The organism is Pseudomonas sp. YeP6b (assembly GCF_025642995.1).
In the GTDB taxonomy this organism is placed as follows: domain Bacteria; phylum Pseudomonadota; class Gammaproteobacteria; order Pseudomonadales; family Pseudomonadaceae; genus Aquipseudomonas.
This window is the reverse complement of sequence record NZ_CP080090.1, coordinates 2,321,947-2,347,658: the sequence shown is the minus strand read 5'-3', so window position 1 is coordinate 2,347,658 and position 25,712 is coordinate 2,321,947. Positions and strand designations below refer to the sequence as shown.

The 25,712-nt window shown below is 59.5% G+C and carries 23 protein-coding genes and 1 pseudogene; 8 read left to right on the top strand and 16 right to left on the bottom strand.

Annotation, left to right across the window (positions count from 1 at the left end):
* Positions 1 to 238: 238 nt before the first annotated feature.
* Genes sixA through KZH41_RS10610 form a run of 3 tightly spaced genes read right to left on the bottom strand, consistent with a single transcriptional unit; the run spans position 239 to position 2,068 of the window.
* On the bottom strand, positions 239 to 688 hold the full coding sequence (sixA, locus tag KZH41_RS10620) for a phosphohistidine phosphatase SixA (protein WP_242155200.1): 450 nt from the start codon (positions 686 to 688) through the stop codon (positions 239 to 241).
* Positions 685 to 1,032 (bottom strand): DUF4389 domain-containing protein, encoded by a 348-nt coding sequence (locus KZH41_RS10615; RefSeq protein ID WP_094950696.1) that lies wholly within the window; start codon positions 1,030 to 1,032, stop codon positions 685 to 687. Before KZH41_RS10615 ends, sixA begins: the two co-directional genes overlap by 4 nt.
* A 10-nt stretch (positions 1,033 to 1,042) precedes the next feature.
* Positions 1,043 to 2,068 (bottom strand): NAD(P)H-dependent glycerol-3-phosphate dehydrogenase, encoded by a 1,026-nt coding sequence (locus tag KZH41_RS10610; protein ID WP_094950697.1) that lies wholly within the window; start codon positions 2,066 to 2,068, stop codon positions 1,043 to 1,045.
* A 195-nt stretch (positions 2,069 to 2,263) separates the two neighbouring features.
* Between KZH41_RS10610 and KZH41_RS10605 the strand changes: the two genes are divergently transcribed.
* From KZH41_RS10605 to fabB, 5 genes are all read left to right on the top strand, one after another.
* Positions 2,264 to 4,384 carry a TonB-dependent receptor plug domain-containing protein gene (locus KZH41_RS10605; protein WP_318654898.1) on the top strand — a complete coding sequence of 707 codons (2,121 nt, stop codon included), beginning with the start codon at positions 2,264 to 2,266 and terminating at the stop codon, positions 4,382 to 4,384.
* Between the two features lies 1 nt (position 4,385).
* The gene (locus KZH41_RS10600; RefSeq protein ID WP_263274784.1) at positions 4,386 to 5,315 is read left to right on the top strand and encodes an ABC transporter substrate-binding protein; all 930 of its coding nucleotides are present in this window, start codon (positions 4,386 to 4,388) and stop codon (positions 5,313 to 5,315) included.
* On the top strand, positions 5,312 to 7,213 hold the full coding sequence (locus tag KZH41_RS10595; RefSeq protein WP_263274783.1) for an ATP-binding protein: 1,902 nt from the start codon (positions 5,312 to 5,314) through the stop codon (positions 7,211 to 7,213). The genes KZH41_RS10600 and KZH41_RS10595 overlap by 4 nt, the downstream gene beginning before the upstream one ends.
* 249 nt (positions 7,214 to 7,462) lie before the next feature.
* Positions 7,463 to 7,978 carry a 3-hydroxyacyl-[acyl-carrier-protein] dehydratase FabA gene (gene fabA, locus KZH41_RS10590; RefSeq protein WP_003210552.1) on the top strand — a complete coding sequence of 172 codons (516 nt, stop codon included), beginning with the start codon at positions 7,463 to 7,465 and terminating at the stop codon, positions 7,976 to 7,978.
* An 11-nt stretch (positions 7,979 to 7,989) separates the two neighbouring features.
* The gene (gene fabB, locus KZH41_RS10585; RefSeq protein ID WP_053255243.1) at positions 7,990 to 9,210 is read left to right on the top strand and encodes a beta-ketoacyl-ACP synthase I; all 1,221 of its coding nucleotides are present in this window, start codon (positions 7,990 to 7,992) and stop codon (positions 9,208 to 9,210) included.
* A gap of 178 nt (positions 9,211 to 9,388) precedes the next feature.
* Here the strand turns inward: fabB and KZH41_RS30435 are convergent, their stop codons facing one another.
* The 3 genes and pseudogenes from KZH41_RS30435 to KZH41_RS10575 all read right to left on the bottom strand — a co-directional run bounded on the left by KZH41_RS30435 (position 9,389) and on the right by KZH41_RS10575 (position 12,138).
* Complete coding sequence (locus KZH41_RS30435; protein WP_371917677.1) at positions 9,389 to 10,252, bottom strand: methyl-accepting chemotaxis protein; 864 nt, start codon at positions 10,250 to 10,252, stop codon at positions 9,389 to 9,391.
* Positions 10,244 to 11,017 (bottom strand): annotated as a pseudogene (locus KZH41_RS30430) (MCP four helix bundle domain-containing protein); the annotation flags it as partial. The pseudogene KZH41_RS30430 and the gene KZH41_RS30435, both read right to left, overlap by 9 nt.
* 98 nt (positions 11,018 to 11,115) lie before the next feature.
* On the bottom strand, positions 11,116 to 12,138 hold the full coding sequence (locus KZH41_RS10575) for an amidohydrolase family protein (RefSeq protein WP_263274782.1): 1,023 nt from the start codon (positions 12,136 to 12,138) through the stop codon (positions 11,116 to 11,118).
* 140 nt (positions 12,139 to 12,278) lie between these two features.
* On the opposite strand from KZH41_RS10575, the gene KZH41_RS10570 reads away from it, so the two are divergent.
* Together KZH41_RS10570 and KZH41_RS10565 are read left to right on the top strand one after the other, a co-directional pair.
* On the top strand, positions 12,279 to 12,695 hold the full coding sequence (locus KZH41_RS10570; protein WP_094950703.1) for an OsmC family protein: 417 nt from the start codon (positions 12,279 to 12,281) through the stop codon (positions 12,693 to 12,695).
* Between the two features lie 64 nt (positions 12,696 to 12,759).
* Positions 12,760 to 13,626 (top strand): pirin family protein, encoded by an 867-nt coding sequence (locus KZH41_RS10565; protein ID WP_263274781.1) that lies wholly within the window; start codon positions 12,760 to 12,762, stop codon positions 13,624 to 13,626.
* 122 nt (positions 13,627 to 13,748) lie between these two features.
* Here the strand turns inward: KZH41_RS10565 and KZH41_RS10560 are convergent, their stop codons facing one another.
* The 4 genes from KZH41_RS10560 to KZH41_RS10545 form a co-directional block, all read right to left on the bottom strand.
* Complete coding sequence (locus KZH41_RS10560; RefSeq protein ID WP_094950705.1) at positions 13,749 to 14,477, bottom strand: dienelactone hydrolase family protein; 729 nt, start codon at positions 14,475 to 14,477, stop codon at positions 13,749 to 13,751.
* A gap of 66 nt (positions 14,478 to 14,543) precedes the next feature.
* Positions 14,544 to 16,448, bottom strand: a complete 1,905-nt coding sequence (htpG, locus tag KZH41_RS10555) for a molecular chaperone HtpG (RefSeq protein ID WP_094950746.1) — start codon at positions 16,446 to 16,448, stop codon at positions 14,544 to 14,546.
* Positions 16,449 to 16,537: 89 nt separating this feature from the next.
* Entirely contained in the window at positions 16,538 to 16,990 is a 453-nt protein-coding gene (locus tag KZH41_RS10550; RefSeq protein WP_094950706.1) for a PaaI family thioesterase, read from the bottom strand.
* Complete coding sequence (locus KZH41_RS10545; RefSeq protein WP_094950707.1) at positions 16,987 to 17,463, bottom strand: PaaI family thioesterase; 477 nt, start codon at positions 17,461 to 17,463, stop codon at positions 16,987 to 16,989. The genes KZH41_RS10550 and KZH41_RS10545 overlap by 4 nt, the downstream gene beginning before the upstream one ends.
* 158 nt (positions 17,464 to 17,621) lie before the next feature.
* Between KZH41_RS10545 and KZH41_RS10540 the strand changes: the two genes are divergently transcribed.
* Positions 17,622 to 17,879, top strand: a complete 258-nt coding sequence (locus KZH41_RS10540; RefSeq protein ID WP_094950708.1) for a hypothetical protein — start codon at positions 17,622 to 17,624, stop codon at positions 17,877 to 17,879.
* Positions 17,880 to 17,962: 83 nt separating this feature from the next.
* On the opposite strand, the gene KZH41_RS10535 is transcribed toward KZH41_RS10540, so the two are convergent.
* The 6 genes from KZH41_RS10535 to odhB all read right to left on the bottom strand — a co-directional run bounded on the left by KZH41_RS10535 (position 17,963) and on the right by odhB (position 25,710).
* Entirely contained in the window at positions 17,963 to 18,721 is a 759-nt protein-coding gene (locus KZH41_RS10535; RefSeq protein ID WP_094950709.1) for a DUF599 domain-containing protein, read from the bottom strand.
* A 232-nt stretch (positions 18,722 to 18,953) separates the two neighbouring features.
* Positions 18,954 to 20,267, bottom strand: a complete 1,314-nt coding sequence (gene brnQ, locus KZH41_RS10530; protein ID WP_094950710.1) for a branched-chain amino acid transport system II carrier protein — start codon at positions 20,265 to 20,267, stop codon at positions 18,954 to 18,956.
* Between the two features lie 428 nt (positions 20,268 to 20,695).
* Positions 20,696 to 21,577, bottom strand: a complete 882-nt coding sequence (gene sucD / locus KZH41_RS10525) for a succinate--CoA ligase subunit alpha (protein ID WP_065872666.1) — start codon at positions 21,575 to 21,577, stop codon at positions 20,696 to 20,698.
* Positions 21,577 to 22,743 carry an ADP-forming succinate--CoA ligase subunit beta gene (sucC, locus tag KZH41_RS10520; protein ID WP_094950711.1) on the bottom strand — a complete coding sequence of 389 codons (1,167 nt, stop codon included), beginning with the start codon at positions 22,741 to 22,743 and terminating at the stop codon, positions 21,577 to 21,579. The genes sucD and sucC overlap by 1 nt, the downstream gene beginning before the upstream one ends.
* A 202-nt stretch (positions 22,744 to 22,945) precedes the next feature.
* Positions 22,946 to 24,382, bottom strand: coding sequence for a dihydrolipoyl dehydrogenase (gene lpdA, locus KZH41_RS10515; protein WP_094950712.1), 1,437 nt, complete (start codon positions 24,380 to 24,382; stop codon positions 22,946 to 22,948).
* A 101-nt stretch (positions 24,383 to 24,483) separates the two neighbouring features.
* On the bottom strand, positions 24,484 to 25,710 hold the full coding sequence (gene odhB, locus KZH41_RS10510; RefSeq protein WP_263274780.1) for a 2-oxoglutarate dehydrogenase complex dihydrolipoyllysine-residue succinyltransferase: 1,227 nt from the start codon (positions 25,708 to 25,710) through the stop codon (positions 24,484 to 24,486).
* Positions 25,711 to 25,712 lie beyond the last annotated feature (2 nt).

Below are 25,712 nucleotides of genomic sequence, written 5' to 3'. Positions count from 1 at the left end.
GGCCAAGGATGGCCCATGGCGGCGGCCCACGGATTCAAGCCGGAGTGAGGGCATGCCGAGCCTAGGCGAGGCACCGAGTGGTGGGGCAAGAGCCCTTTTGGTTACTTTTGGGGCTCTTTTCCAAAAGTGACCCGCCGTAAGGGCGGAACCCTACGAAGCCGTTACCGCAGCAACGGATATGTACTCAATCTACCTAAGACCAAACGCAACACAAAGAGCTGCATAGATACCTCCAACCCTACGGGTTCTTCACACTCACCAAGCTCATCAACCCCGCCAGCGGAAAATCCCCTTCAAGCTCCGCCAGGCTGGCGGTATACATCGGTTGCGGCTGCCGCAGATGGCCATGCTGCAAAAAGCTGATCAGGCTGCCAACCAAGGGCTGGTGGCTGACCAGCAGCACATTGTCATCAGTGTCGAGTTTTTCCAGCACCTGCACCGGGTTGCTGTCCGGCGTCAGCCACGCCACGGTACGAATGTCCGGCTCAAAACCCAACACATCACGCACCAGGTGCGCAGTTTGCTGCGCACGCACATACGGGCTGGCGAAGATGGCACTGATCGGCAACCCGATCAGCTGCGCGGCACTGCGCAACACTTCGCCGCGGCCATGCTCAGTGAGGTTGCGCTCGGCGTCGGTGCGCGCATGCCCTTCGGCTTCACCGTGACGCAAAACCCACAGCTTCACAGTTTCGGCTCTTCATCACGCACCGGGTGCGGCGCCGGCGGCACGCTGTGGGCAGCCTCACCTTCGGGTGCGCGCGGCGTCGGCCAATCGGCGAACGGCCAAGGTTTTTGCTCGGTGTGGAAGCTACCGAAACGGCCGATCTGCGCAAGAAACTGGCTGAGACTGTCACCAAAGTTCATCAGGCCCAGGTTCGGCGCGCCGTAGATCAGGCGATACACCAACTGCACCACCACCAGCGCGCCAAGCAGGAACTGCGCGACTTGCCACACCAGGGCAAACACCAGCATCCACAGGACACGCAGGAGAATGGACTCGTATTTAGGGGCCGCTTTCGGATCGTTCATGGCGCGTTCCTCAGTTGAAACCACTGGTGGAAATAAAGTCGACATCGGTTTTCGGTTCGGCGCGCATCAGCAACTCGATGACCTGATTCAAGGTGCGCCCTTCAAACAGAATCGCATGCAGCCCGGCGACCAGCGGCATGTACACACCGACTTCCTGGGCCTTGGCCTTCAACACTTTAAGGGTGTTGACGCCCTCGGCAACTTCGCCCAGGCGCGTCACCGCGTCTTCCAGGCTCAGGCCCTGGCCCAGGGCGAAACCCACCTGATAGTTGCGGCTTTTGGGCGACGAGCAGGTCACGATCAAGTCGCCAACGCCCGCCAGCCCCAGAAAAGTCATCGGGTTAGCACCCTGGTTCACCGCAAAGCGGGTCATCTCCGCCAAGGCGCGGGTGATCAGCATGCTCTTGGTGTTTTCACCCATGCCCAAGGCCACGGCCATGCCGGCGATGATCGCGTAGACGTTTTTCAACGCCCCGCCCAGTTCGACGCCAAAGCGATCGCTGCTGGCGTAGACGCGGAAGGTGCGGCCATGCAGCACCGCCTGGACGCGCTCACACAATTCTTCATCTTCACTGGCGACCACGGTAGCCGTCAGCGCGTGCTCGGCGACTTCTCGCGCCAGGTTCGGCCCGGACAGCACGCCAATGCGCGCCTGGGGGGCGATCTCTTCGAGGATTTCGCTCATCAGCTTAAAGGTGTGCGCCTCGATGCCTTTGGTCAGGCTGACCAGCAGCTTGCCCGCCAGGCGTTCGGCATGGGGTGCCAGCACCGAACGCAAGGCGCTGGAAGGCAGCGCGACGAAGCACAGGTCACACTCATTGAGCGTAGCCAGCAAGTCTGTGACCGGTTCCACAGCCGCATGGATCTTGATGCCTTTAAGGTAACGGGGGTTTTCACGGTGAACGCGGATGGCCTCGGCCTGCTCGGGATCGCGCATCCATTGGCGCACCGCGTGGCCGTTTTCGGCCAGCAGGTTTGCCACGGCGGTACCAAAACTTCCGCCTCCCAGGACCGCAATAGGGCGCTGTTCAGTCATATGCAATCCGTTAATCCATACCAGTGGCGATGCCGGCATTATACGGGGCGACCCGCTTGCGGCCAGCCCCCATGACAATTCACACGCTTGTCGGAAAATGCCAGGTTTGTGTGAAGTAATTGCAAGGGCGACGACTGGCAAATGGCCCCACCTCAGTTAACATGGGCGGCTATCCGCAATTATCAAGGCTGTACCGTGTATCTGGGCCCTCCTCCTCGCTCATCTGTGTTGTTGATGCTGCTTTGCAGCGCGTCTGCATTGGCCGATGACCTGTTCCTCGACAGCCAGCCGCTGCCCCAGGTACTGACGGCCACACGCCTCAAGCAATCGGCGGCCGCCGTGCCCGGCAGCATGACCGTGATCGACAGCGAGTTGATCAAGGCCAGCGGCGCGCGAGACATCGCCGAGTTGCTGCGGCTGGTGCCGGGAATGATGGTCGGCTATACCACCGGCAACCAGGCAGCGGTGAACTACCACGGCACCAGTGCCAGCGATGCGCGGCGCATGCAGGTGTTGATCGACGGGCGCTCGGTGTACCGCGCAGGCCTGGCCACAGTGGACTGGAGTGATATCCCAGTGGCCATGGAAGACATCGAACGTATCGAGGTGTTTCGCGGCCCCAACACCGTCAGCTATGGCGCCAATGCGTTGATGGCGGTGGTCAATATCCTCACACGCTCACCGTCCAACAGCCACGGCTCGCGGGTCAAAGTGGTGCGTGGCGAACGCGGCATCAACGATTTCTACGCCAGCCAGGGCATGGGCTGGGAAACCGGTGACTTGCGCCTGTCGATGTCCGGGCAACAGGACGATGGTTTTGACAGCGATAAGGTCGGTGCCGACCGTCGGGACGGCCGCCGCCTCAGCCGTTTCAGCTTGGCCGTGAGCCAGACCCTGAACGCGCAGCAGAGCATCGATGTGCAACTCGACGCCAAAGAAGGCAGCAATCAGCGCCCTTATACCTACACCCCGGTATTCGATGGGATTACCGAAGGTGGCACCAATTCCGACGTGACGGCCAAGGACTATGCCGGCTCCGTGCGCTGGAACGTCGAGTTCAACCCCGAACACAGCCTGTATATCCAGGGCTCAGCCCAGCAATGGGACCGCCAACAGATCTGGAAAGCCTGTGACGCCAAGGTGTCGTTCAGCCCGGAACTGACCCAGCTGTGGCAGCTCAACCCCAACTATGCCGAGCAGTTGGCCCGGCATATGAACACCTACACGCCCGGCAATCCGCCGCCAGGCAGTAGCGCCGAGCGGGCGCTGGCCGAGCAAGTGCTGCAGCAATGGGGTGGCGACGGCAAAAACCCTGTCTGCGGCAACATCGACCAAAGCACCCGCGAAAGCCGCTACGACCTCGAGATCCAAGACACCCTGAGCCTGTCCGACAGCCTGCGCCTGGTCAGCGGCATGAATTACCGTTACGACCGCGCCGACTCCGACACCTACTTCAACGGCACCCTCGACGACACCACCTGGCGCCTGTTCGGCCACCTGGAATGGCGCGCCAGCGAACACTGGCTGCTGCAAGGCGGCGCGATGTACGAAGACACCCACTTGAGCGGCAACTCGCTGACGCCGCGGGTGGCGGTCAATTACCTGATCAACCCGCGCCACGGCCTGCGCGCGGTGTATTCCGAGGCGATTCGCTCGCCGGACATGTTCGAGAACAACGTCAACTGGAGCTATCGCGTCACCAATCTCAGCTCGCCGACCTACGGACAAAACTCCGGGCAATATTTTGTGGTAACACGCGGGCCCGGGAACCTCGATAAAGAGTTGATGCGCTCGCGCGAGCTGGGCTACAACGGCTTCTTTGCCGACCTTGGGCTGAATGTCGACGTGAAACTGTTCTACGACGAAATCACCGACATGATCAGCTCGCCGCTGCGCAACAACCAATACATTGCCAGCAATGCCAACAGCTCGCGGTTTACCGGCGCCGAATCACAGTTCGACTGGCGTATGAGCAACGCCGACCGCCTGCGGCTGACCTATGCTTACGTCGACGCCACCGCCAGTAACCCCAAGGACAAAGCGCAAACTGCACGCAACAGCGGCTCGGCCGGCTGGTTGCGCGAATGGGGCCACGGCTGGTCGAGCGCGCTGTTCTACTATGGCGACGACGCACTCAACCACTATCGCTTCGAACGGGTCGACCTGCGGGTGGCCAAGCGCATTGCCCTGGGCAAAGCCAACGTGGAGCTGGCCGGTATGTTGCAACAACGCCTGGATAACCAGCCGACCACTTGGGCCGACAACAACTACGACAGTCGCCACGTCCTCTACTTCAGCGCGGAGTTAGAGTTCTGACATGGGCGATCAGTCACGGATGACCCTCCTTTATGTTGCACGGCTGTGGCGGCGCGGCGTGCTGTTGGCGTGCCTGCTGCTGACTGCGCCGGCCTGGAGCGCCGACATTCTGCTGACCGCCGCCGAAGACGGTGCCGGTATGCACGCCTTTACCCAGGCCCTTGCCCAGCAGCGCCCCGAAGACCATGTGACCTTCACCCCGCTCAAAGACCTGCCGCCCCCCAGTGAGTTGCCTGCCAACACCCGTCTGATCCTGCTCGACCTGCCGGGTCTCGATTGGCGCCTGCAGGATGCCCAGGGCCCGCCGACCTTGGTGCTGCGCATCAGCCGCCTGCAAGCCCGGCAGCGCCTGGGCAACACTCACCCAGCAAAAATCAGCCTGTTGTGGAGCGATCCCCCTCTTGAGCGTCAACTGAAACTGATCGCCGATATCCTGCCCCAAGCCCAACGCATCGGCGTGCTCTACGGCGTCGACAGTGAGTTCCTGCTGCAGGAGTTGCGCCAGTACGCAGCGCCTATGGGGCTGGAGATTGTGCCGCAGCGCTGGGACAACATTAATGACAGCCGCCCGCTGCAAAACCTGCTCAAGAGCAGTGACGTGCTGCTCGGCCTCGATGACCCGCGGCTCTACAACCCGAAAACCGTGAAGAACCTGTTGCTCAGCAGTTACGCCCAACAACTGCCGCTGGTGGGGCCCAACGCCGGGTTCGTCAAGGCCGGCAGCCTGGCCAGCACTTACAGCGACCAGGCCGACTGGCTCAATGTACTCGGCCGACTGTTAGACCATCCGCCGGCCAGTTGGCCGCGCACGTTGTACCCGGAACACTTCAAAGTCGTGGGCAACCCGCAAGTCGCACGCTCACTGGGGATCGAACAGGTTGACGAAGTCGCCGTCGCCGCCCGATTGGCCGAAGGAGAAAAACGTCCATGACCTTGCGTCGTCGTTGGGACATCAACACCCGCACCCAGCTCATCACCCTGGGCCCGGCGCTGTTGCTGACCTTGCTGTTGATCAGCTTTTTCACCTTCGTGCGAATCCAGGACCTGCGCCAGGAACTGGACCACACCGGCCAACTGATCGCCAACCAATTGGCCCCCGCCACCGAGTACGGCGTGATTTCCGGCAACAACGACGTGCTCGAGAGCCTGCTGCGCGCAACATTGGCCACGCCCCATGTGCGCTTTCTGGAGATTCAGGACAGCACCGAGCAAGTCCTGGTGTACGTCGAACAGCCGTCGGAAAATCACGACCGCTCACTGTCGATGAAAGTCTACCAAGCCCCCATTCGCTTGCAGCATATCCAACTGGGTAACGACTTTTTCCAGGACAACCTCAACGAACCCAAGGCGCCGCACGCGGATTACCTGGACCGGGTGATTGTCGGCATGTCCAATGACGCGTTCAGTCAGCGCCAACAGGAGATCCTGTTCAAGGCCGGCATCCTCGCCTTGTTCGCCCTGCTATTTACCTTCCTGCTCGCACGGCGCCTGGCCGCCAGCCTGTCGCAGCCGATCAGCGCCATGGGCCATGCGGTGAAGGCCATCCAGCAAGGTGATTACAAAACGCCACTGCCGATTGTCGACGACTCGGAACTGGGTGACCTGTCGCGGCATATCAATAACCTCGCCGAGGGCCTCAACCAGGCCAGCCGTGAGCAGCACCAGGCCATGGCCCAGTTGATCCAGACGCGCGAGGAAGCCGAACGGGCGAACAATGCCAAGTCGGACTTCCTGGCGATGATGAGCCACGAGTTGCGCACACCCATGAACGGCGTGCTGGGCATGTTGCAACTGCTGGAAACCACCGAGATGACCGAGGAGCAGACCGAGTACGCGGCGCTGGCCAGCGAGTCCACCGAGCATTTGCTCAAGGTGATCAACGACATCCTCGATTTCTCACGCATCGAACGCGCCGCACTGGAGCTGGAACATATCCCGTTCAACCTCGCGGACCTGATCAGCAGTTGCGCCCTGGCCTTCCAGCACAACGCCCAGCAACGCGGGCTGGCGCTGGAGCTGCCGATTCCGCAGGGCATGGACGCCCTGCGCGTACAGGGCGACCCCACGCGTATCCGGCAGATCCTGGTGAACCTGATCGGCAACGCGCTGAAGTTCACCGAACACGGCACGGTGACTGTCGAGCCTCACTGGCAAACCCTCGACCACGAGTTAGTGTGGTTCACCTGCACCGTGCGCGACAGCGGCATCGGGATTTCCGCCGAGCGCTTGGAACTGATGTTCGACGCGTTCCAGCAGGCCGACAGTTCCATTTCAAGACGTTACGGCGGCACCGGGCTGGGCTTGCCGATCGCACGCACCCTGGCCGAACGCATGGGCGGCACGCTGCGCGCCCAAAGTGAGGAAGGCCGAGGCTCGGTGTTTACCCTGGAAATTCCACTGGCCATCGATCAGCAAAGCCTGCCGACGATTGCCCCGCACGCCGAAGGCAAAAGCAGCGCCGGCGATGGCCGCCACGTGCTGCTGGTAGAAGACAACCCGGTCAACCGCACCGTGGTCGAAGCCATGCTACGCAGCCTGGGCTTTGAAGTGAGCCTGGCTACCGACGGCGCCGAGGCCATCCGCAGTGCCGAGAGCCTGATTTTTACCGCGATCCTGATGGATTGCCGCCTGCCGTTAATCGACGGCTACGAGGCCACAAGGCAAATTCGCCAACTGCCCGGCTGCGCCGATCTGCCTATTATTGCCTTGACCGCCAATGCGTTGCAGGGCGATCGCGAAGCCTGCATGGCAGCCGGAATGAACGATTACCTGGCCAAGCCGTTCAAACGCACGGATTTGCAGCAAATCCTGCAACGCTGGGTGCAATAGCGCTGGGCCATCAACCAACTGCGACTGGCGTGAAAGACGAAAGTGCGGCAGTCTTAGGCACCCGAACGGGCCCATAAACAGGCCCGGTTTAAAATTTCAGTGAACAAGTGTACATTCAGTACCTTATCGCTGTGACTTTCACTACAACGCAATAGTCTATGTGTAGGCTGCCGACATGAGGCATGAACGCTTCATTCGGTTCGGGAAGATTTGCCCTACCCTGCCGCATGGGATTATTGAGGAGCTCGCATGACCAAACAAAACGCCTTTACTCGGGAAGACCTGCTGCGCTGCAGTCGCGGTGAGCTGTTCGGCCCAGGTAACGCGCAACTGCCCGCCCCTAACATGCTGATGGTGGATCGCATCACCCATATCAGCGAAGAAGGTGGCAAGTACGGCAAAGGTGAATTGGTCGCCGAGCTGGATATCACCCCTGACCTGTGGTTCTTCGCCTGCCATTTCGAAGGCGACCCTGTCATGCCGGGCTGCCTGGGCCTTGACGCCATGTGGCAACTGGTTGGCTTCTACCTGGGCTGGCAAGGTCTGCCAGGCCGCGGTCGCGCCCTGGGTTCAGGCGAAGTGAAGTTCTTTGGCCAGGTCTTGCCAACCGCCAAGAAAGTCACTTACAACATTCAAATCAAGCGCGTCCTCAAGGGCAAGCTGAACCTCGCTATCGCCGACGGTTCGGTGACTGTCGACGGTCGCGAGATCTATACTGCCGAAGGCCTTCGGGTCGGCGTATTCACTTCCACTGACAACTTTTAAGGGTTATCCGCATGCGCCGCGTCGTTATCACTGGTCTGGGCATTGTTTCTTGCCTGGGCAATGACAAAGAGACCGTCACCGCTAACCTGCGTGCAAGTCGCCCTGGCATCCGCTTCAACCCGGAATATGCCGAAATGGGTCTGCGTAGCCAGGTTTCCGGCTCCATCGACCTGCCCCTCGAAGAACTGATCGATCGCAAGATCTATCGCTTCGTCGGCCACGCTGCCGCCTACGCTTACTTGGCCATGAAAGACGCCATCGCCGACTCCGGCCTGAGCGAAGACCAGGTTTCGAACGTACGCACCGGCCTGATCGCCGGCTCCGGCGGCGCATCGACCCTCAACCAGATGGAAGCGCTGGACATCCTGCGCGAAAAAGGCGTGAAGCGCGTTGGCCCGTACCGTGTCACACGGACCATGGGCAGCACCGTTTCGGCCTGCCTGGCCACGCCGTTCCAGATCAAGGGCGTGAACTACTCGATCTCCTCGGCGTGCGCCACCAGTGCTCACTGCATCGGTACTGCCGTTGAGCAGATCCAGTTGGGTAAGCAGGACATCGTGTTTGCCGGCGGCGGTGAAGAAGAGCATTGGAGCCAATCGTTCCTGTTCGACGCCATGGGCGCGCTGTCCACCCAGTACAACGAAACCCCGGAGAAGGCCTCCCGCGCCTACGACGCCAAGCGTGACGGTTTCGTCATCGCCGGTGGTGGCGGCATGGTGGTGGTCGAGGAGCTGGAACACGCTCTGGCCCGTGGTGCGAAGATCTACGCGGAAATCGTCGGTTACGGCGCGACTTCCGACGGCTACGACATGGTTGCGCCAAGCGGCGAAGGCGCCATCCGTTGCATGCAGATGGCGATGTCCACCGTGGATACCCCAATCGACTACCTGAACACCCACGGCACCTCGACTCCGGTCGGCGACGCCAAGGAAATGGAAGGTGTGCGTGCGGTATTCGGCGACAAAGCCCCGGCCATCAGCTCCACCAAGAGCCTGTCCGGTCACTCCCTGGGCGCCGCCGGCGTTCACGAAGCGATCTACTGCCTGCTGATGATGGAAGGCAACTTCATGGCCGGTTCGGCCAATATCGAAGAGATCGACCCGGTCGTTGCCGATATGCCGATCCTGACCAAGACCGTTGAAAACGTCAAAATCGACACCGTGATGAGCAACAGCTTCGGCTTCGGTGGCACTAACGCTACCTTGGTGCTGAAACGCTGGCAGGGCAAGTAAGCCCCGCAAGTTGATCACATGAAAAAGCCCCGACTGGTTCGGGGCTTTTTTATGGGGGGGCGGATTTGACACCGAGTCGCCCTCATCGCAGGCAAGCCAGCTCCCACATTTGACGGTGTTCACAAATCAAACTGTGGGAGCTGGCTTGCCTGCGATGGCGTCAACTCGCTTGCACGCCCTACACCGAAAACCGCGCCACCATGGTATTCAGGTCCACCGCCAACCGCGACAATTCCTGGCTCGCCGCACTGGTCTGGTTCGCCCCGGTCGAGGACTGGTGCGCCAAATCGCGAATATTCATCAAATTGCGATCCACCTCCCGCGCCACCGCCGCCTGCTGTTCCGACGCACTGGCAATCACCAGGTTGCGCTCGTTGATCAGCGCAAACGCCGAGGCAATCTCCTCCAGCGCCGTGCCCGCCGACTTGGCGATATCCAGCGTGGAACGCGCCCGCGTATTGCTCTGCTGCATCGAACTGACGGCTTGATCGGTGCCCTGCTGAATCCCGCTGATCATCTGCTCGATTTCCTGGGTCGACTGCTGCGTGCGATGGGCCAAGGCCCGCACTTCATCCGCCACCACCGCAAACCCACGTCCGGCATCCCCAGCGCGTGCCGCTTCAATCGCCGCATTCAGCGCCAGCAGGTTAGTCTGCTCGGCTATCGAGCGAATCACATCCAGCACTTTGCTGATGCCATACACCTTCTGCGCCAGCGCCTCGACCTGGGTCGCATTGGCCGTCACATCCGTGGCCAACGCCTCAATCGACGCCACCGTCTGGTGCACTTGCTCACGCCCACGCTGGGCAATGCGGTCAGATTCGCGGGACGCCTGTGACGTTGCCACCGCATTACTCGCCACCTCTTCCACCGCCGCCGTCATCTGGTTAACCGCCGTGGCCGCCTGCTCGATTTCCTGATTCTGCTGGTGCAGGCCACGGGTAGCGTCCTCAGTCACGCAACTGAGTTCTTCGGACGCCGAGGCCAATTGGTTCGAGGATTCGGCAATGCGCCGGATGGTGTCACGCAGGTTCTCCTGCATGCCTTTGAGCGCCTGTTGCAAACGCGCCGGCTCATCGTTGCCGGTCACACTGATCTCACCGGTCAGGTCGCCACCGGCCACGCCCTGGGCAACTTTCAGCGACTGCGCCAGCGGCAGTACGATGCTGCGGGTCAGCCACACCGCCAACCCGACGGTGATCAACGCAGTCAGTACGATCATGACGATCACCCACGTACGCGACTGAGTAAACACACTTTGCGCCAGGCTGGCGGCCTGATTGGCACTGGCCTTGTTCAAGGCGACCAGGTCATGCAGCGTCCTGGACATCGCATCGGCGAGTTGATTCATCTCGCCGTTGACGATCTTGATTGCATCCTCCAGCTGATTAGCCTTGGAGAGCCCCATGACCAGGTCCTGACGCTGCAGGTATTGCTGCTCTTCGGCCTTGAAGCGATCAAACAGCGTGCGCTCTTCGGGCAGCACGATCAGCCCTTCATAGAGCGTCTTCGCGTGATGCAGGCCATTCTTGAGGTCGGTGAGTTTCTGCTCGTTCTGCGCGAGCGCCTGCGAGTCACGGTTGACCAGCAAACGCAGGGTCAGCGCGCGAATCCGCAGCAGGTCCTGGTTCATCTCCCCCACCGCCATCACGCTGGGCAGCCAGTTATTTTCTACCTGATCCGACTGATGGCGCATATTAGCCATTTGCAACAGGGCGAAGCCGCCCAAGGCGAACACCATCAACGCCAGCACGCCAAAGCCCAAGCCGGCACGGGGGGCGATATTCAGACTGCGGATACTACTCATTGCCGGGATTCCTTCCAAATGCGCTGCATCCACCTGCAGCGGGGCATCCTGAAAGGTATCGGCCCCTGCTCACATTTGCGTAAGACGAAAAGGCGATATCAATGTGCCTGCTCATCGCGAGTGGATTTCGGCAGAGTCGCCAGGAAGTTATCGCGTGCCACCTTGCGGGCTATCGCTTCGGGCAGTGCATCGAGAAACGGATCAAAGCGATGCATTTCCTTACCGAGCTTGTTGAAGCGCCCTACAACGTCCGAACCCACCATAAAGCGCTCCGGGAAACGCTCTACCAGCTTTAACCACTCAGGCCTTGGCTTACCCGCGTCATCGAGCAAGTACGGCGTGAGCATGCTCCAGGACAGGTCGATGTACAGGTTGGGATACGCCTCCAACAGGCGGCTCAAGGTCGGCAGTAGAAAGTCCATCTGCACCTGATGGCGGTGGATCTCCTTGCTGGTACCGGCGTGGGCCCAGATAAAGCGGGTGTGCGGGTGGTTGCGCAGCGATTCTTCCACCTCCGGCAGGTACAGCGGGTTGCGCTCGCGTTTGGAGGTGATATTGGAATGCAGCAGCACCGGCAGGTCGTTTTCGGCGGCAAGGTGATAGATGCGCTTCATGGCTTCGTTGTTGGCACGTGGGGTATCGCCGGCGGTCAAGGCCGTGAGGTCGTCATGGCGCGTGAACACTTCGCCGATGCCCTGCCACAACCCAGGATTGAGATCGAGCATGCGCTGGATATGCGCGGCAGAGTTCTTGTCGTTAGGGTTGAAACCGGACAGAAACGGATGGAAATGCTGACGCTGCTCAGGTGTGAGCTTGTTCAGCGCAGCCGCGACGATCACATCGGTGGCGCTGTACCAATAGGCGTCGGCATCGTCACCGGCGTAGTAACGCGGGCGCTTGGGTTCATCTTCGTGCCATTTTTTGGCCACGGGAATGCCAGAAATCATCACGTGTTCGATGCGAGCGTCGGCCATGGCCTTGAGCAACTTATCCATGCCCGCCGTTTCCTGAAAGAAATCCACGTAATGCAGGTGCGCGTCGCTGTAGGCATAGTCGCGGGCTTGCGCAGCAAGGCTACTGGCGGCGAGTAACAGGGCCAGACTCAGACGATTCCAGGGCACGGTAAACCTCGATATAGGCTAATACGGGTAGACCTTGCGGCATGTGCCGGGGTTCATCAGCCAAAAAAACGCGGAACACCTAAGTGCCAGCATGCTCTATAACTGCATGACCTTCATCCCGCCAACCTGTGAGGTTCACCATGCCTGTTACCGTCAACACCCTGAACCACGATAACTTTCGCCACAGCGTGAATATCAACAACCACGAACTGTTCACTGACCTGCCCAAGAGCCTGGGCGGCGACGACTCGGCGCCCTCCCCGCACGACTATTTCGATGCCGCCCTGGCATCGTGCAAAGCCTTGACCGTCAAGCTCTACGCCCAGAAAAAAAGCATCCCGCTGACCGGCGTGACCGTGGAAGTCACCCACGACAGTACCGAGGAGCAAAAAGGCAAGTACAAGCTCAGCGTCAAGCTGACCCTCAAAGGCGTGCTCACTGACGAGCAGCGCGACGAGCTGCACCGCGTGGCAGATCGCTGCCCGGTGCACAAGCTGATGACCACGGCTGAGGTCACTATCGAGACGAAATTGTCGGAAGGCGCCTTCAGCCAATAGCGCCAACGCCCTGTCGAGCGGGTTATGCTCACTGCCATCTAACCCGCTCAGACAGGGACGCACCATGACCACCCTCACCGTGATTCGCCCACGCGCCGAAGAGGTTGAAGGCCAGCCGATCCTGCGCCCGCTGCCCTCGCGCGAATGCCGCAGCGTCGGGCCTTTTGTGTTTTTCGACCATATGTTGCTCACCCGCTATAAAGCCGGCACCGGCATGAACATCCGCCAGCATCCGCATATCGGGCTGTCCACGCTGACCTATCTGTTTGAGGGCGCACTGCAACACAAGGACAGCCTCGGCTCGGACCAGGTGGTGCACGCCGGTGACGTCAGCTGGATGACCGCCGGCAGTGCCATCGCCCACGTCGAACGAACGCCCGAGGCGCTCAAGGCCGCAGGTTTCAGCCTGCATGGCCTGCAAGTATGGCTGGCCTCGCCTAAGGATCACGAGACCGGGCCAGGGCATTACAGCCATCACTCGGCGGCGAGTTTGCCGGTCAGCGACAATTTGGGCGTGCAGATCCGCCTGATCGCAGGCTCTGGTTTCTGCCTCAAATCGCCGGTGCCAGTGCTGTCGCCAACACTGTATGCCGAAGTGCGGATGCAGACGGCCACGACCCTGCTGATCCCGGATGAGCACGAGGAACGCGCGGTGTATGTGCTGGAGGGTGAAGCGCAGTTGGATGGCGAGGCGTTGGAGGTGCATAGCCTGGCGGTATTGCCTGCGGGGCAGGAAATGACGCTGTTTGCTGAAAGCAATTGCCATCTGGTGGTGTTTGGCGGCGCGCCGCTGGATGGGCCACGGCGGATCAATTGGAACTTCGTGGCGAGCGACGCGGCCATGATCGAACAAGCGCGGCAGCGTTGGGCGGCTGGGGATTGGCCGACGGTGCCGGGCGAAACTGAAAGGATTGAGTTGCCTGTGAAATAGCTTTGGATGATCGTTCCCACGCTCTGCGTGGGAACGCAGCCCGTGACGCTCCGCGTCACAAAGAGCAGACGCAGAGCGTCTAGCCAGGCATTCCCACGCGGAGCGTGGGAACGATCACATGGTCAGCCCTTGAACACTTCATCCAGCAAGTTATGCATCGACTGGAACGCCCGCGCAGCGGTCTTCGCGTCGTACATCATCTTGCCCGGCACATTGGCGTGCGGATCGGTGAAGGAATGCACCGCACCGCCGTAGCTCAGCAACTGCCAATCCACACCGGCTGCGTTCATTTCATCTTCAAACGCCGGTAGCTGTTCTTTGGGCACCAATGGGTCGGACGCGCCGTGCAGCACCAACACCGAGCCCTTGACGTTCTTCGCGCCAACCGGGTTCTGCGTGTCGATAGTGCCGTGGAACGATACGGCAGCCTTCAAGGGCGCGCCGGTACGCGCAAGCTCCAGCGAGCAGAAACCGCCAAAGCAGAAGCCGAAGGTCGCCAGCTTGGAGGCGTCAACGGCCGCTTCGGTTTGGCTTTGCAGTTGCTCAAACGCTGCCTGCATACGCTTGATCAGTACCGGGTTGTCATTCTTCAACGGCATCATCGCCGCGCCCGCTTCATCGCCATTTGAGGGGCGTACGGTTTGCCCGTACAGGTCGGCGATCAGCACCACGTAGCCCTTGGCGGCAACGCTTTTGGCGATGTCTTCGGCACCCGCACTCACACCCATCCAGTTCGGCGCCATCAGCAGGCCCGGCAGCGGGCCTTTGTGGCTGGCATCGAAGGCCAGGCGACTTTCATAAGACTGGCCATCAATCTGATAGACCACGGAACGTACTGTGACTTGGCTCATCATTTACTCCAGTTGGGATGCGTTAAACAAAAAAAACCCGCCGAAGCGGGTTTTTCTACAACGGTGTTAAACCGACAGTTCAACCAACAGCTTGTTCAGTCGGCGCACGTAAGCGGCCGGGTCTTTCAGGCTGTCCCCAGCGGCCAGGGCCGCCTGATCGAAGAGGATGTGCGACAGGTCGCCAAAACGCTCTTCGCTTTGCTCGCCGTCAAGTTTCTCGATCAGCGGGTGAGCCGGGTTGAATTCGAAGATCGGCTTGGAATCCGGAACCTTCTGACCGCTGGCTTCGAGGATCTGACGCATCTGCATGCCCAGGTCCTGCTCGCCGATGGCCAGAATCGCAGGGGAGTCGGTCAGACGGTGCGAAACCCGCACTTCGCTGACCGCATCGCCCAAGGCTGTCTTGATCCGCTCAACCAGACCTTCTTTGGCCTTGGCGACTTCTTCGGCTTCTTTCTTCTCTTCTTCGGAGTCCAGGTTACCCAGGTCCAGGTCACCACGGGCTACGTCGACGAAGGTCTTGCCGTCGAACTCGCTGAGGTAGCTCATCAGCCACTCATCGATACGGTCCGTCAGCAGCAGCACTTCGATGCCTTTCTTGCGGAAGACTTCCAGGTGCGGGCTGTCTTTGACGGCTTCGTATTTCTCGCCGGTCAGGTAGTAGATCTTGTCCTGACCTTCCTTAGCGCGGGCCAGGTACTCGGCCAGGGAGACGATTTGCTCCGCATCGCTGCCTTGAGTCGAGGCAAACCGCAGCAAGCCGGCGATTTTTTCCTTGTTGGCAAAGTCTTCCGCCGGGCCTTCTTTCATGACCTGACCGAAGTTTTTCCAGAAACCCTTGTATTGCTCAGGCTCGTTCTTCGCCAGTTTTTCCAGCATGTCGAGCACGCGCTTGGTCAGCGCCGACTTCATGGAGTCGATGATCGGGTCTTTCTGCAGGATTTCCCGCGACACGTTCAGCGACAGGTCGTTGGAGTCGACCACGCCTTTGATGAAGCGCAGGTACAGCGGCAGGAAGGACTCCGCCTGATCCATCACGAACACACGCTGCACGTACAGCTTCAGGCCTTTAGGCGCTTCACGCTGGTACAGGTCGAACGGAGCACGCGCCGGTACGTAGAGCAGCGAGCTGTATTCCAGCTTGCCTTCGACCTTGTTGTGGCTCCAGCTCAGCGGGTTTTCGTAATCGTGAGCGATGTGCTTGTAGAACTCCTGGTATTCCTCATCCTTCACCTCGGTGCGAGGGCGCGTCCACAGGGCGCTGGCGCGGTTGACCACTTCCCATTCCAGGGCAGGCTGCTCTTCGCCTTCAGGGGCTGCTTGTTCTTTCGGCAGCTCGATCGGCAGTGCAATGTGGTCGGAGTACTTCTTGATGATGTTGCGCAGACGCCAGCCATCGGCGAATTCATCTTCAGCGGATTTGAGGTGCAGCACGATGCGGGTGCCACGGTCAGCCTTATCGATGGTGGCGATTTCGAACTCGCCTTCACCTTTGGACGACCAGTGCACGCCTTCGCTGGCGTCGAGGCCGGCGCGACGGCTGAATACTTCTACCTTGTCGGCGACGATGAAGGCCGAGTAGAAGCCCACACCGAATTGACCGATCAGGTGCGAATCTTTCTTCTGGTCGCCCGACAGGTTCTTCATGAAATCGGCGGTGCCGGATTTGGCGATGGTACCCAGGTGGGTGATCGCGTCTTCACGGCTCATGCCGATGCCGTTATCTTCGAGGGTGACGGTTTTGGCGTCTTTATCGAAGCTCACACGGATTTTCAGCTCGGCGCCACCTTCCAGCAACTCAGGCTTGGAGAGGGCTTCGAAACGTAATTTATCGACAGCGTCAGAGGCGTTCGAGATCAATTCGCGAAGGAAGATTTCCTTGTTGGAATACAGCGAATGGATCATGAGGTGCAGCAGTTGCTTCACCTCGGTCTGGAAGCCCAGGGTTTCCTTTTGAGTTTCCACACTCATGGTCATCAAACTCCAATTGGATGGCAGTGGCCGCGCCCTTGAGGGTTGGCGGCGGGTTGTCATCAAAGTTGGGGGCTAAGACCAGGATTTCAAGGGCGCGCCGATTCCTCAATTTTGAAATGTGCACGGGCGGTGGCAATCGGTTCGGCCGGGGTGCTTTGCCAGGCGGTGATCGCCACATTGGCAACCCGGCGGCCTTGGCGCCACACCTGGCATTTGGCGTAAGTGTCGCGGAACTGCCCGGCGCGCAGGTAATCCAGGGAAAAGTCGATGATTTTCGGCAGGCCCGGCGCACCGGTAAATACCAGCAAATGTAACGCCGCCGACAGCTCCATGAAGCCGGCAATCACCCCTCCGTGCAGCGCCGGCAATATCGGGTTACCAATGTTGTCCTTGTTGGCCGGCAGGCGGAACAGCAATTCATCGCCCAAACGCGTGCATTCGATGCCGATCAGCTTGGCGTAGGGCACAAGGTTGAGCAGAGCCTCGTAGTCACCGCGCTCATGGGCCTGTTCGAGACGGGTTTTGAATCGATGTGTCATGCCTGCTCTCCCTTGATCGTGCTGCCCAATCCTTGTGCGCCCTTAAGGCGCTTGCCCATGCGCATGAACGTGCCTACCACATGGGCAATGGGCTGTTGCGGGTCATCCTGATAGGCGAAACCACGGGTGAAAATCACGTCGGTGGTGACCCGGTAGCACTGCGCAAAGCCATACACCGGTTTGTGCGGTTCGGCGGGATGCATGTAGTCGATACGCAGGTCCAGAGTCGGGCATACCTCGAACTCGGGCAATACGCACAACGTGGCCATGCCGCAGGCGGTGTCCATCAAAGAGGTCAGCGCGCCACCGTGAATCACGCCGGTTTGCGGGTCGCCGACGATAGAGGGCGCGTAAGGCAGCAGCAGCGTGATGCCCTCCAAGCCTGCGGCATGAACGGTAATGCCCAGCACCTGACAATGGCGCAGAGCCGAAACAAAGCGCGTGGCGCGCTCCTGCAAGGGATTTTCGGTCATGTGTACAGACTCTTATTAGTGTTGACGGGTGGAGTATGGGATGACGGGTGAAAGTTCCTTGAGGGCCGTGTTTTATATATCTTTGAAACAAAAGGAACTAATGCTGACTGCCCAAGCTCGAAAGGCCAGTAGATATCTTCAATAAGGAGAAACACCCAATGCGCAAGACTTTAGCTATTTCCATGATGCTCGCCGCTGCCCTCGGCCTCGCTGCCTGCGATAAAAAATCCGAAGACAAAGCCCAAGATGCAGCTTCGCATTCTGAGCAAGCTCAGAAAGACATGGCCAAAGCTCAGGATAAAGTGAACGACGCTGCGAAAGAAAACGCCGATGCTGCCAAAGCTCAGGCTGAATCGAACGCTGCCGCCGCGAAAGAAGCAGCACCTGCCACACCAGCAGAACCTGCCAAGCAATAATCGCCTGGCTACTGCTGCAAAAAAGCCCGCTTATATAGCGGGCTTTTCTTTGTCTGCTGTTTTATCCGTGGCAAAAAGTTGGACTAACCTTGCGGCCCGAGTGAAGACACCGTTTCTTTAGCCACTTCCGATACCGGCATGTCGGTCGGGGTATATACCATCACTTGCAATACGTCGGAATGAAACTCTCGGCGATACAGCACCACCACGACGCCGCTGCTCATCAACATGAACAACCACGGGCTGACAAACCAAGCCAGCATGGTCATGCCGAAGTAATAAGCACGCAGCCCAAAGTTGAATTGGTTGGCCGCCATGGAAATCACCCGCGCCGCCCGCAGGGCAAATGCCTTGCGCTCCTGCTCCGACACATGGCGCTCACCGATCATCGGCGCCGACCCCACCAGCACCGCCGCAAAGTTGTATTGGCGCATGCACCAGCTGAACGTGAAGAAGGCGTAGACGAACACCAGCGCCAGGCACAGCAGTTTGATTTCCGACATGCCCTGGGAGGCTTGCTGCACCATGGGTATGTCCGCCAGCAACGACACCGCCCGCTCGGAAGCGCCCAGTACGGTGAGAATACCGGCGAGGATGATCAGCGTGCTGGAGGCGAAAAACGAGGCGTTGCGCTCCAGGTTGCCGACCACACTGGCGTCGGCAATACGGTTATCGCGCAGCAGCATGCGGCGCATCCAGTCTTCACGATACAGGTGCAGCACGCTGGCCAGGCACGCGGTGTCACGGGCTTTCCAGGTGGCGTAACGGGTGTAACCGCCCCAGCACAGGACGAACCACAGCGCGGCAAGCAGGTGTATCTGGTTGGTTTCGACGAACGACATGCGGGTCCTTAGACACAGTGGATGGGGACGAACGTGGTTCAACATGTGGAGGCTGGCTTGCCTGCGACGGCGTCTGTGCAGTCACTACCGCGCCGGCTGGTCCGCCGCTGTCGCAGGCAAGCCTGACCCCACATTGACCGAACTCCAACTTTAGAGGGTTGTAGTCATACACGCATAAAAAATGCCCCGTATCGATTGATACGGGGCATTTCGGTACAGCCCAGAAGCTACGTTAAGCGATGGCTTCGCTACGCTTGCCGAGCATACGGTCAACCAACACGGCAACGGCCAACGTCATCACCGACGGTACCAGCCACGCCAGGCCTTGCTCGCTCAGCGGCAGGTGCGCCAGTTGGGTCGGCATCCAATCCGCCAGGCCCGCGCCCTTGAGTGCATCGATGCAGCCAAAGATGAACGACACCAGCATCACCGGACCAACGATACGGCCCTGCTCCAGCCAGAAGTCTTTGCAGAAGCTCAGCGCCACCAACACGATGCACGGCGGGTAGATCGCCGTGAGCACCGGGATCGAGAAGGCAATCAGCTTGGTCAGGCCCAGGTTGGATACGAACAACGAGAACAGCGCCAGGATTACGACCAGCGTCTTGTAGGACAGCGGCAGGATTTTGCTGAAGTACTCGGCACAGGCGCAGGTCAGGCCCACGGCGGTTACCAGGCACGCCAGGGAGATCAGCACGGCGAGGAAGCCGCTGCCCAGGGAGCCGAAGGTGTGTTGCACGTAAGCGTGCAGCACGGCGGCGCCGTTACCGGCACCGGCGGCCACGGCATGGCTGCCAGAACCCAGGCGGAAGAGGCTGATGTACACCAGCGCCAGGCCCACGCCGGCAATCAGCCCAGCAATGATCGCGTAACGGGTGATCAGCTGTGGCGATTCAACACCACGGGAACGGATCGCATTGACGATGACGATACCGAACACCAGCGCGCCCAGGGTATCCATGGTCAGGTAGCCATTGATAAAGCCTTGGGAAAACGGTGCGGCGACGTATTCCGGCGTGGCAACGCCGATGTCACCGGCCGGCAGGGCAAACGCGGCGATGCCGAGGATCGCCAGGGCGATGATTTTCAGCGGTGCCAGGAAGCGACCGACAGTGTCCAGCAGGCGGCCCGGGTACAGAGAAACAAAGAACACCACCAGAAAATACACCGAGCTGTAGAGGAACAGCGCCAGCGGGCTTTCGCCGGTCAGCGGCGCCAGGCCCACTTCAAACGAAACGGTCGCGGTACGCGGGGTGGCGAATAGCGGCCCTACCGCCAAGTACGCCGCCGCCGCGAGCAGGCCGCCGGCGATCTTGCCGATCGGGCTGCTCAGCGCGTCCATACCGCCGCCGACCTTGGCCAGGGCGATCACAGTGACCACCGGCAGACCGACCGCGGTGATCAGGAAGCCCAGCGCCGCCATCCAGACATGAGGCCCGGACTGCAAACCAACGATAGGCGGAAAGATGATGTTGCCGGCGCCCACGAACAGGGCAAAAGTCATAAAGCCTAACGCCAGGACATCCTGGCTTTTCAACACTTTCATTTGAGGAAATACCACACTACTGAATCGGAATTTAGAGAGGGATTCCCTATGGATGAGGGAACTGCTGCCGGTCCTTATGGGGACCGACCGGTCTAGCGCGCGGCTTCCTTTTGAGATGCGGGCGCATAAAGAGGCGGCTAGCCTAACGAATTTGGGCGACAAACGCACTGTTGCGGGGCGAACTGTCCGATAAGCGACATCCAAATGTCGCATTTTCATACTTAAATTTGGCAATACAGACCCATGTGGGAGCTGGCTTGCCTGCGATGCGGGCGACTCGGCCCATCAGGCAAACCGCGTCGATGCTATCGCAGGTAAGCCAACTCCCACAGGTGGACGGGGCATCCAATCTGATGAGAATACCCAGAATGCACAAAGGCCACCCGAAGGTGGCCTTTGCTTGGTAAAGCGTCAGCTAAGCGCGAGGCTTACTTGACAGCCCAACCGGTCAGCTCGGACAAAGCCTTGCCGATGTCTGCCAGCGAACGCACGGTTTTAACGCCTGCGTCTTCAAGGGCAGCGAACTTCTCGTCTGCAGTGCCTTTGCCGCCAGAGATGATTGCGCCAGCATGGCCCATGCGCTTGCCCGCAGGGGCAGTCACACCAGCGATGTAGGAAACAACTGGCTTGGTCACGTGGGCCTTGATGTAGGCAGCCGCTTCTTCTTCAGCCGAACCGCCGATCTCACCGATCATTACGATCGCTTCGGTCTTCGGGTCTTCCTGGAACAGCTTCAGGATGTCGATGAAGTTGGAGCCTGGGATCGGGTCACCGCCGATGCCGACGCAAGTCGACTGACCGAAACCGGCGTCAGTAGTTTGCTTAACAGCTTCGTAAGTCAGGGTGCCGGAACGCGAAACGATACCGACTTTACCTGGCAAGTGAATGTGACCTGGCATGATGCCGATCTTGCATTCGCCTGGGGTGATCACGCCTGGGCAGTTAGGGCCGATCAGGGTAACACCCAGCTCGTCGCACTTAACTTTAGCGTCCAGCATGTCCAGGGTAGGAATGCCTTCGGTGATGCAAACGATCAGCTTGATGCCGCCGAATGCTGCTTCCAGGATGGAGTCCTTGCAGAAAGGAGCTGGAACGTAGATCACGCTGGCAGTGGCGCCAGTGGTTTCTACTGCTTCTTTCACGGTGTTGAACACTGGCAGGCCCAGGTGCTCGGTGCCGCCTTTGCCCGGAGTAACGCCACCCACCATCTTGGTGCCGTATTCGATGGCTTGCTGGGTGTGGAAACTACCTTGCGAACCGGTAATACCCTGGCAGATAACTTTGGTGTCTTTATTGATCAGGACGCTCATTATTTGCCCTCCGCAGCTTTGACAACTTGTTGAGCAGCGTCGGTCAGGCTGGTAGCCGCGATGATGTTCAAACCGCTTTCTGCCAGTACTTTAGCGCCCAGTTCAGCGTTGTTACCTTCAAGGCGAACAACAACCGGGATTTTAACGCCGACTTCTTTCACTGCACCGATGATGCCTTCGGCAATCATGTCGCAACGAACGATGCCGCCGAAGATGTTAACCAATACTGCAGCGACGTTGGAGTCGGACAGGATGATTTTGAAGGCTTCGGTTACGCGTTCTTTGGTAGCACCACCGCCCACGTCGAGGAAGTTGGCTGGTTTGCCGCCATGCAGGTTGACGATGTCCATGGTACCCATGGCCAGGCCAGCACCGTTGACCATGCAACCGATGTTACCTTCCAGGGCTACGTAGTTCAGCTCGAACTTGGCAGCGTGCGCTTCGCGCGGATCGTCTTGCGACGGATCGTGGAAAGTCTTCAGCTTAGGCTGACGGTACATGGCGTTGGCGTCGATGTTGATCTTGGCATCGAGGCAATGCAGATCGCCGTCAGCCTTGATCACCAGCGGGTTCACTTCCAGCAGGGCCAGATCGTGATCCTTGAACAGTTTGGCCAGACCTACGAAGATCTTGGCGAACTGGGTAACTTGCTTGCCTTCCAGGCCCAGCTGGAAAGCCAGCTCACGACCCTGGAATGGCTGAGCGCCAACCAGTGGATCGATGGTGGCTTTCAGAATTTTTTCTGGGGTTTCGTGAGCGATCTTCTCGATGTCCACGCCACCTTCGGTGGAAGCCATGAACACGATGCGACGGCTCGAACGGTCAACGACAGCGCCCAGGTACAGCTCTTTAGCGATATCAGTGCACGATTCAACCAGGATCTTGGTGACTGGTTGGCCATTGGCATCAGTCTGGTAAGTCACCAGACGCTTGCCCAGCCACTGCTGTGCGAAGGCCTTGGCGTCTTCTTTGCTGCGAACCAGCTTAACGCCGCCCGCTTTACCGCGACCACCAGCGTGGACCTGGGCTTTGACAACCCACTCGGTACCACCGATTTTGTCGCAAGCTTCTGCTGCTGCTTCCGGGGTGTCTACTGCGTAACCCTTGGATACTGGCAGGCCGTATTCAGCGAACAGCTGCTTACCCTGATACTCGTGAAGATTCATGCTTTTTACCGTCTTCGTTAGGTACTGCGCATTCGGCGCTGCGCTCATTATGAGTGCCGCGCCACCTGTGACTGCTGCTTGCACAACTTCCAGGGCTTAACGCCCGTAAAGCTGCGCAAGACTGCGTCCAGCGGACATTCCGCGGTGAGTCTTGCGCGCAAGGCTCACGACGGGCAACCGCCGTGGTTTCTTATTATCTCGCTTAGCGCTTCTTCTTGTTGGCGATGTGGATGGCGCCGCCATTCACTGCCAACGCTGCTTCATGCAACGCTTCGGACAGGGTCGGATGGGAGAAGACCATCATGCCCAGGTCTTCGGCACTGGTGCCGAATTCCATGCCGATCGCGCCTTGCTGAACCAATTCTGCTGCGCTTGGACCAATCACGTGGACGCCCAATACGCGGTCAGTCTTGGCATCAGCGATGACTTTGACGAAACCACCGGTGTCGTTGGCTGCCATGGCACGGCCAGAAGCAGCAAACGGGAAGGTGCCGACGTTAACTTCAACGCCTTCAGCTTTCAACTGCTGTTCGTTCTTACCGACCCATGCAATTTCCGGGTGTGTGTAGATAACAGACGGGATCAGGTCGTAGTTCATCTGGGTTTTGTGACCCTTGATGCGCTCGACAACCATGATGCCTTCTTCGGAAGCTTTGTGCGCCAGCATCATGCCGCGAACCACGTCGCCGATGGCGTACACGCCTGGAACGGTGGTAGCGCAGTGATCGTCAACGTGGATGAAACCACGCTCGTCGATGTTCACGCCGCTGTCGGAAGCCAGCAGGTCGGTGGTCACTGGACGGCGACCCACGGCTACGATCAGCTTGTCGAAGGTGATGGTCTGCTCGCCTTCTTTATTGGTGTAGGTCACCACGACTTCTTCGCCGTTGACCTTGGAACCGGTAACACGGGCGCCCAGCTTGATGTCCAGACCTTGTTTGGTCAGGGTTTTCAACGCTTCTTTGGACACCGCGGTGTCGGCAGCCAGCAGGAACGTGTCCAGGGCTTCCAAAACGGTCACTTCGGAACCCAGGCGGGCCCATACCGAACCCAGTTCCAGACCGATTACGCCAGCGCCGATCACGCCCAGACGCTTAGGAACGGATTGGAATTCCAGGGCGCCGGTCGAATCAACGATCACGTTCTGGTCAACTGGAGCAGGCGGAATGTCGATTGGGCGCGAGCCTGGCGCCAGGATCACGTTCTCGGCTTCGATGACTTCTACCGAACCGTCAGGCTTGGTGATTTCAATTTTCTTGCCGGCCAGCAGCTTGCCGTGACCTTGCAGAGAAGTAACGCCGTTGGCCTTGAACAAGGTGGCAACGCCGGAAGTCAGGCCTTTAACGATGTTGGCTTTACGGCCGACCATTGCTGGCACGTCCATGGTCACGCCAGCATGGTTGATGCCGTGGATCGCGAAACCGCTTTGGGCTTCGTGGAATTTCCAGGAGCTGTCCAGCAGCGCCTTGGAAGGAATGCAACCGACGTTCAGGCAAGTACCGCCCAGCGCCAGTTTGCCTTCCTTGTCGGTGTATTTTTCGATGCAAGCAGTCGAGAGGCCCAGTTGTGCGGCCTTGATCGCGGCAACGTAGCCGCCAGGACCAGCACCAATCACTACAACGTCAAATTTCTGCGACATGAAAATAGTTCCTCTATTTAGCAGCAAGCTTTCAAGCCGCAAGCCCCAAGCCCAGCTGCCTTATCCGGCAGCCTGTCACTTGAGGCCTGCAGCTGCTTCTATCAGATATCCAGCAGCAGACGAGCCGGGTCTTCCAGCAGGTTCTTGATGGTCACCAGGAAAGTCACGGCTTCTTTACCATCGATCAGGCGGTGATCGTAAGACAGTGCCAAGTACATCATTGGGCGGATCACGACTTGGCCGTTGATGGCCATTGGACGCTGGATGATGTTGTGCATGCCCAGGATCGCAGCTTGCGGCGGGTTGACGATCGGGGTCGACATCATCGAACCGAAGGTACCACCGTTGGTGATGGTGAAGGTACCGCCGGTCATCTCGTCGATGGTCAGCTTGCCGTCACGGGCTTTTTTACCGAAGCCAGCGATGCCGCCTTCGATTTCAGCCAGGCTCATCAGCTCGGCGTTACGCAGAACCGGAACCACCAGGCCACGGTCGCTGGACACGGCAACGCCGACGTCTGCATAGCCGTGGTAAACGATGTCGCTGCCGTCGATGGAAGCGTTGACTGCCGGGAAGCGCTTCAGCGCTTCGGTGGCCGCTTTCACGAAGAACGACATGAAGCCCAGGCGCACGCCGTTGTGGGACTTCTCGAACAGGTCTTTGTACTTCGAACGCAGGGCCATGACTTCGGTCATGTCGACTTCGTTGAAGGTGGTCAGCATCGCCATGTTCGACTGTGCTTCAACCAGGCGCTTGGCCACGGTGGCACGTACCCGAGTCATCGGTACGCGCTTCTCGGTGCGGTCGCCAGCGGCGAACACAGGCGCAGCGGCAGCCGGGGCAGCAGCCTTGGCAGGTGCGGTAGCTGGAGCGTTTTTCTTGGCTTCAACCGCGGCAACCACGTCTTCCTTGGTCACACGGCCGTCTTTGCCGGTGCCCTTGATGGACGCCAGGTTGATGCCGTTTTCTTCAGCCAGTTGACGAGCAGCCGGTGCGGCGATTGGGTCTTCGCCACCAGCAGCCGGAGCGGCAGCTGGAGCAGAAGCCGCGGCCGGTGCAGCAGCGGCGGCAGCAGGAGCAGCGGCAGCGCTGCCCTCTTCGATCGAGCCCAGAACCTGGTTCGACAGAACGGTAGCGCCTTCTTCGGCAACGATTGCGCCCAGCACGCCGTCAGCTTCAGCCAACACTTCGAGCACGACTTTGTCGGTTTCGATGTCGACGATCAGGTCGTCACGCTTGACGGCCTCGCCTGGTTTCTTGTGCCAGGTGGCAACGGTGCCATCGGCAACCGATTCCGGGAATGACGGGGCTTTGATTTCGATAGCCATTA

Bases quoted from the DNA above. Each gene is read 5' to 3' on its own strand.
- brnQ (WP_094950710.1), bottom strand. From the start codon at position 20,267: ATGAAAGTGTTGAAAAGCCAGGATGTCCTGGCGTTAGGCTTTATGACT.
- sucC (WP_094950711.1), bottom strand. From the start codon at position 22,743: ATGAATCTTCACGAGTATCAGGGTAAGCAGCTGTTCGCTGAATACGGC.
- lpdA (WP_094950712.1), bottom strand. From the start codon at position 24,382: ATGTCGCAGAAATTTGACGTTGTAGTGATTGGTGCTGGTCCTGGCGGC.
- fabA (WP_003210552.1), top strand. From the start codon at position 7,463: ATGACCAAACAAAACGCCTTTACTCGGGAAGACCTGCTGCGCTGCAGT.
- KZH41_RS10595 (WP_263274783.1), top strand. From the start codon at position 5,312: ATGACCTTGCGTCGTCGTTGGGACATCAACACCCGCACCCAGCTCATC.
- KZH41_RS30435 (WP_371917677.1), bottom strand. From the start codon at position 10,252: ATGCAGGAGAACCTGCGTGACACCATCCGGCGCATTGCCGAATCCTCG.
- KZH41_RS10600 (WP_263274784.1), top strand. From the start codon at position 4,386: ATGGGCGATCAGTCACGGATGACCCTCCTTTATGTTGCACGGCTGTGG.
- KZH41_RS10570 (WP_094950703.1), top strand. From the start codon at position 12,279: ATGCCTGTTACCGTCAACACCCTGAACCACGATAACTTTCGCCACAGC.
- KZH41_RS10610 (WP_094950697.1), bottom strand. From the start codon at position 2,068: ATGACTGAACAGCGCCCTATTGCGGTCCTGGGAGGCGGAAGTTTTGGT.
- KZH41_RS10615 (WP_094950696.1), bottom strand. From the start codon at position 1,032: ATGAACGATCCGAAAGCGGCCCCTAAATACGAGTCCATTCTCCTGCGT.
- sucD (WP_065872666.1), bottom strand. From the start codon at position 21,577: ATGAGCGTCCTGATCAATAAAGACACCAAAGTTATCTGCCAGGGTATT.
- KZH41_RS10565 (WP_263274781.1), top strand. From the start codon at position 12,760: ATGACCACCCTCACCGTGATTCGCCCACGCGCCGAAGAGGTTGAAGGC.
- KZH41_RS10535 (WP_094950709.1), bottom strand. From the start codon at position 18,721: ATGTCGTTCGTCGAAACCAACCAGATACACCTGCTTGCCGCGCTGTGG.
- KZH41_RS10560 (WP_094950705.1), bottom strand. From the start codon at position 14,477: ATGAGCCAAGTCACAGTACGTTCCGTGGTCTATCAGATTGATGGCCAG.
- htpG (WP_094950746.1), bottom strand. From the start codon at position 16,448: ATGAGTGTGGAAACTCAAAAGGAAACCCTGGGCTTCCAGACCGAGGTG.
- fabB (WP_053255243.1), top strand. From the start codon at position 7,990: ATGCGCCGCGTCGTTATCACTGGTCTGGGCATTGTTTCTTGCCTGGGC.
- KZH41_RS10550 (WP_094950706.1), bottom strand. From the start codon at position 16,990: ATGACACATCGATTCAAAACCCGTCTCGAACAGGCCCATGAGCGCGGT.
- KZH41_RS10540 (WP_094950708.1), top strand. From the start codon at position 17,622: ATGCGCAAGACTTTAGCTATTTCCATGATGCTCGCCGCTGCCCTCGGC.
- KZH41_RS10545 (WP_094950707.1), bottom strand. From the start codon at position 17,463: ATGACCGAAAATCCCTTGCAGGAGCGCGCCACGCGCTTTGTTTCGGCT.
- odhB (WP_263274780.1), bottom strand. From the start codon at position 25,710: ATGGCTATCGAAATCAAAGCCCCGTCATTCCCGGAATCGGTTGCCGAT.